Source organism: Desertihabitans aurantiacus, from assembly GCF_003344635.1.
In the GTDB taxonomy this organism is placed as follows: Bacteria; Actinomycetota; Actinomycetes; order Propionibacteriales; family Propionibacteriaceae; genus Desertihabitans; species Desertihabitans aurantiacus.
Genome location: NZ_QPKK01000279.1, coordinates 1 through 4,789, shown reverse-complemented (window position 1 = coordinate 4,789; position 4,789 = coordinate 1). Strand labels below are relative to the sequence as shown.

At 72.8% G+C, this 4,789-nt stretch carries 6 protein-coding genes; 1 reads left to right on the top strand and 5 read right to left on the bottom strand.

Features of this window, described 5'->3' with window-relative positions; genetic code table 11:
* A partial coding sequence (locus DVA66_RS17185) for a tetratricopeptide repeat protein (RefSeq protein WP_157974083.1) occupies nt 1-375 on the top strand: 375 nt, incomplete at its 5' end.
* Nucleotides 376-575: 200 nt separating this feature from the next.
* Here DVA66_RS17185 and DVA66_RS17180 read toward each other — a convergent pair.
* The 5 genes from DVA66_RS17180 to DVA66_RS17160 form a co-directional block, all read right to left on the bottom strand.
* Entirely contained in the window at nt 576-983 is a 408-nt protein-coding gene (locus DVA66_RS17180; RefSeq protein ID WP_114561160.1) for an arsenate-mycothiol transferase ArsC, read from the bottom strand.
* 23 nt (nt 984-1,006) lie between these two features.
* The gene (locus DVA66_RS17175; RefSeq protein WP_114561159.1) at nt 1,007-1,435 is read right to left on the bottom strand and encodes an arsenate reductase ArsC; all 429 of its coding nucleotides are present in this window, start codon (nt 1,433-1,435) and stop codon (nt 1,007-1,009) included.
* Nucleotides 1,436-1,459: 24 nt separating this feature from the next.
* Complete coding sequence (locus DVA66_RS21740) at nt 1,460-2,461, bottom strand: metalloregulator ArsR/SmtB family transcription factor (RefSeq protein ID WP_114561158.1); 1,002 nt, start codon at nt 2,459-2,461, stop codon at nt 1,460-1,462.
* The gene (arsB, locus tag DVA66_RS17165) at nt 2,458-3,570 is read right to left on the bottom strand and encodes an ACR3 family arsenite efflux transporter (protein WP_114561157.1); all 1,113 of its coding nucleotides are present in this window, start codon (nt 3,568-3,570) and stop codon (nt 2,458-2,460) included. Before arsB ends, DVA66_RS21740 begins: the two co-directional genes overlap by 4 nt.
* 214 nt (nt 3,571-3,784) lie before the next feature.
* Nucleotides 3,785-4,591, bottom strand: a complete 807-nt coding sequence (locus tag DVA66_RS17160; protein WP_232822038.1) for an NUDIX hydrolase — start codon at nt 4,589-4,591, stop codon at nt 3,785-3,787.
* Nucleotides 4,592-4,789: the final 198 nt, after the last annotated feature.

Sequence of the window (4,789 nt, the reverse complement as noted above, 5' to 3'; positions counted from 1 at the left end):
CGCGGTGACTTCGCCGCCGCGGAGGCCGAGTTCGACAAGCTGCTGGCCGCCGATCCCAGGGACGCCGAGGCCGCGGCCGGTAAGGCGCAGGCGGGGCTGCTGGCGCGCACCGCTGCCGCGGACCCGCAGGCCGTGCTCGCCGCCGCGGCCGCCGCGCCGGACGACCTCGAGGCCCAGCTGACCGCCGCCGACGTCGAGGTGGTGACCGGCACCCCCGAGCAGGCCTTCGAGCGGCTCATCGCCTTCATCCGCGACCACGCCGGCGACGAGCGGGAGGCCGCCCGGAAGCGCCTGCTGGCGCTGTTCGAGACGGTGGGCGGCAACGACCCGCGGGTCCTCAAGGCCCGGCGGGCGCTGACGACGGCGCTCTTCTGATCCTTCGCCGCTCGGCGGTGTCTGGGGCGCACAGGTCAGGCAGGCGGCTCGCCGCAGCAGTGGAACGCTGATCGGGTTGACCGGTTCGTCCCACGCGTGAGCGCGATGCCCGCTCCGACGGACGAGAGGGGCTGCTCGGATCTCCTGTCACCGGGGCCGCTCGATGTCGACCTGGCGCTCCGAGCGGGCTGCCGGTGTGGTCAGGATGTGAGGCGGGTGTGCAGCTGTTCGACGCGCTGGGCGATGTCGTCGCGGACCAGGCGCATCCGTTCCATGCCGGTGACGCCCCGTGCGGAGGGCTCGTCGGTCTCCCACACCTCGACCGGGGTGCCGCGGGGGTCGTCGAGCTGGGCCTCGGTGCCGAGGAGGACGACCAGGTCGGCGGCGTCGAGCAGGTCGTCGGTGACGGGCTTGGGGTGCTCGCCGGCGGTGGCGACGCCGAGCTCGTCGAGGGCGGCGACGGACTCGGCGTTGAGCTTGCTGCCGGGGCGGGTGCCGGCTGAGGCGACGGTGACGGAGTCGCCGGCCAGGTGGCGCATCAGGGCGGCCGCCATCTGGGACTTGCCGCCGTTCTTGACGCAGACGAACAGGACGGAGGGTGTGGACATGTCGGGGCTCCTGGTGGGGAGGGTCAGTGTGCGGAGGTGGCGGCTGGGGTGACGTCGAGTGAGGTGAGGAGCTCCTCGACGCGGCGGCGGATCTCGTCGCGGATGGCGCGGACGGCCTCGACGCCCTGACCGGCGGGGTCGTCGAGCTGCCAGTCCTCGTAGCGCTTGCCGGGGTAGTAGGGACAGGCATCCCCGCAGCCCATGGTGATGACGACGTCGGAGCCTTGCACGGCCTCCTCGGTGAGGACCTTGGGCTGCTGGCCGCGCAGGTCGACACCGACCTCGGCCATGGCCTCGACCGCGGCCGGGTTGATCTGCTCGGCGGGCATGGAGCCGGCGGAGCGGACCTCGACCGCGCCGCCGGAGAGGGCGTGGACGAATCCCGCGGCCATCTGGGACCGGCCGGCGTTGTGGACGCAGACGAACAGGACGGAAGCGCGGGATTCAGACACGTGATGCTCCTGGATGGGTGGTGGTCAGCGGTTCGACAGGTCCAGCCCGGGCACCAGGTCGGCCAGCAGACCCCGGACCCGGCGGTCGAGGTCGGCGCGGATGCTGGCCAGGGTGGCCAGGGCGGGATCGGCCACGGCCCACTCCTCGTAGCGGACGCCGGGGACGACGGGGCAGACGTCACCGCAGCCCATGGTGATGACGACGTCGGCCGCACGGACGGCGTCGTCGGTGAGGGGCTTGGGGAAGATGTCCGCGGACCTGGTGCCGAGCTCGGCCAGCAGGCCAGCCACGTTGCTGTGGACTGCACCGGCGGGGGAGGAGCCGGCGGAGCGGACGACGACGCGGTCACCGGCGTAGTGGTGCACCAGCGCGGCCGCGAGCTGGGACCGGCCGGCGTTGGCGACGCAGACGAACAGCACCTGCGGGACTGCGGTGGCGCGGTCCCGCCCCAGGTCGGTGAGGCGCTGGCGGGCGAACCGCTCCGTGAGGGAGATCAGGTGGGAGCGGACGGTGGCGGTGCGGGAGAGGCCGGTGTACGACTCGCGCACGGTGCGCTGCACCACCTCGGCCGATTGGTGGGGGAAGCGGCGGGTGAGGTCGTCGATGACGTGGTCCAGTGCCCGGTCCGCGTGCAGCAGCGGGGCGGTGGGGGTCTGCGGGACCGCGGTCAGGACAGCGGGGGCCAGCCGGTCCAGCAGGTCGGTGACCGGCTGGCGCAGCCCGGGGGTGAGGCGGTACCAGACCCAGGTGCCGCGTCGCTCAGACTCCACGATCCCCTCGCGCTTGAGGACCTTGAGGTGGTGGCTGACGGTGGGCTGGGACACGTCGGTGAGCTCGGCCAGGTCGCACACGCACGCCTCACCGCCCTCGCTGGTGACCAGATGGGACACCATCCGCAACCGGGCCGGGTCGGCCAGGGCCTTGAGCACCCCGGCCAGCGCGGTGGCGGACTCCATGGCCATGGAGTGGCTGTCGGGGCTGGGCTCGCAGACCTCGAGGGGTCGGGTCTCCACGGGTGCACTCATGAGCGGACCTCCGTCGTCGTCGTTGACTCTTGGTGGTACGGGTCGGTCTTGAACCAGCGGCGGGCCAGCCGCAGCGACACGTAGACCAGCCCGACCAGGACCGGGACCTCGATCAGCGGGCCGACGACGCCGGCCAGGGCTTGGCCGGAGGTGGCGCCGAAGGTGCCGATCGCGACCGCGATGGCCAGCTCGAAGTTGTTGCCGGCGGCGGTGAAGGCGAGCGTGGTGGAGCGGGCGTAACCGAGGCCCTGGACCCTGCCGAGGGCCAGTCCGAGGAACCACATCACGGCGAAGTAGACCAGCAGTGGGACCGCGATCCGAACGACGTCGAGGGGTCGGGAGGTGATCTGGTCCCCCTGCAGGGCGAAGAGCAGCACGATGGTGAACAGCAGCCCGTAGAGGGCCCAGGGGCCGATCTTGGGGACGAAGCTGCTCTCGTACCAGTCCCGGCCGCGGACGCGCTCGCCCAGGAACCGGGAGAGGAACCCGGCCACCAGGGGGACGCCGAGGAAGACCAGCACGTTGAGCGCGATCTTGCCGATGGACACGTCCAGGCCCTGGGTGTCCAGCCCGAGCCAGCCCGGGAGGACGGTGAGGTAGAACCAGCCCAGGACCGAGAACGCCAGGACCTGGAAGACCGAGTTGATCGCCACCAGCACCGCGGCGGCCTCCCGGTCACCGCAGGCCAGGTCGTTCCAGATCACCACCATCGCGATGCAGCGGGCCAGACCGACGATGATCAGCCCGGTGCGGTACTCCGGCAGGTCGGGTAGGAAGATCCAGGCCAGGGCGAACATCAGCGCCGGCCCCAGCACCCAGTTGAGAGCCAGTGAGCTGACCAGGAGCCCCTTGTCGCCGGTGACCGCGGTGACCTTGTCGTAGCGGACCTTGGCCAGCACCGGGTACATCATCACCAGCAGCCCGATCGCGATCGGGACCGAGATCCCGCCGACCTCGAGGGCGGCGAGTCCGTCGGAGAGGCCGGGGATGAAGCGGCCGAGCACCAGCCCGGCGACCATCGCCAGCCCGATCCACAGCGGCAACCACCGGTCCAGCGTCGACAGTCGTCGGGTCGCCACCTGGGCTCGTGCGGTGTCCTGGGCGGCCACAAGTCCTCCTACATCGACGGGTGTCTATCTTGACACTTGTCGATGTAACAGGGCAAGAGATCGACGGCGCGGGCCAGGGTGCGACGACGCACCAGCGATGTCGCCGCCACGGTGCTGGGGTCCCTGGGACCGACGCTCGGCGCGCTGGTCGTCACCTGCGGTGCCGCCCGGCCGTCATCGGTCTCAGCTCCGGGCTCGGCTCATCAGGGGCGGGTCAGGTCGGGGGAGCGCCGTCCTCGAGGTAGTGCGTTCCGCCGGGGGAGGCGACGAGGTGCGCGAGGCGGCGGGCGGCGCCGGGACGCAGGTGCGGCGCGGCCTCCTCGGGTGTGCACCAGTGCACCTCGGCGATCTCGTGGGCCTCGAGCTGGAAGCTGCGGATCTGGGTCTCGTCGAGCTCGCCGCCGTCGAAGATCAGCTCGACGGCGTCGTCCCAGCCGAGCCACGGCGGCAGCCAGTCCACCGCCAGCAGCGGGCCGAGGGTGACGTCGATGCCGAGCTCCTCGCGCACCTCGCGGACCGCGCCGGCCCGGGGCGACTCGCGCGGCTCGACCACACCGCCGGGCAGCTCCCAGTCCTCCTTGAACGTGGTGGTGCAGAAGAGGAAGCGGCCGTCGGCGCGGCGGAACAGCACGTGCGCGATCACCCGGGTCCGCGGCAGCGTGGAGTTCATCACCCCGGAGAAGCCGGTGGCGCCGTGCACCACGTCGCTGGCCAACCGGGAGTAGAGCACGACGTCCTCGTAGCTGTCCGCGCCGGTGCGCAGCGCGAGCCGGCGCACCCCCTCCTGGCGGAACCCCGCCCGCAGCACGGCCCGGCGGGCGACCCGGTCCGAGGCGGGCAGGCTGACCTCCAGCCGGCGCAGCTCACCGCCCAGGATCGCGTCGTCGCCGACCGCGCTCAGCGCCCGGGCCAGCTCCTCGCTGCTGGTCGCCAGCCGCCACGACAACGTCCCGACGCCGTCGGCGCGGCGGACCTGGATCTTCAGCTCGCGCGCCGCGGGAGGATCGGTCGGTTCACTCACCCGCCGGCTCCGAGGTCGATCCAGGTCCCAGCGGGATCGCGCCGTGCTCGTCCTCGGCCGCGCTGGTGCTCGTGCTCGCCGCCCGGCGCGGCGCCGCCTCAGGCGCCCCCGCGGATCCGGACGACCCGGCGCGTGCGCCCGACCCGGCCGGCGTCCCGGCGGCTCCAGCGTCCGCCTCGAGCGCCGGCGCCGGCTCCG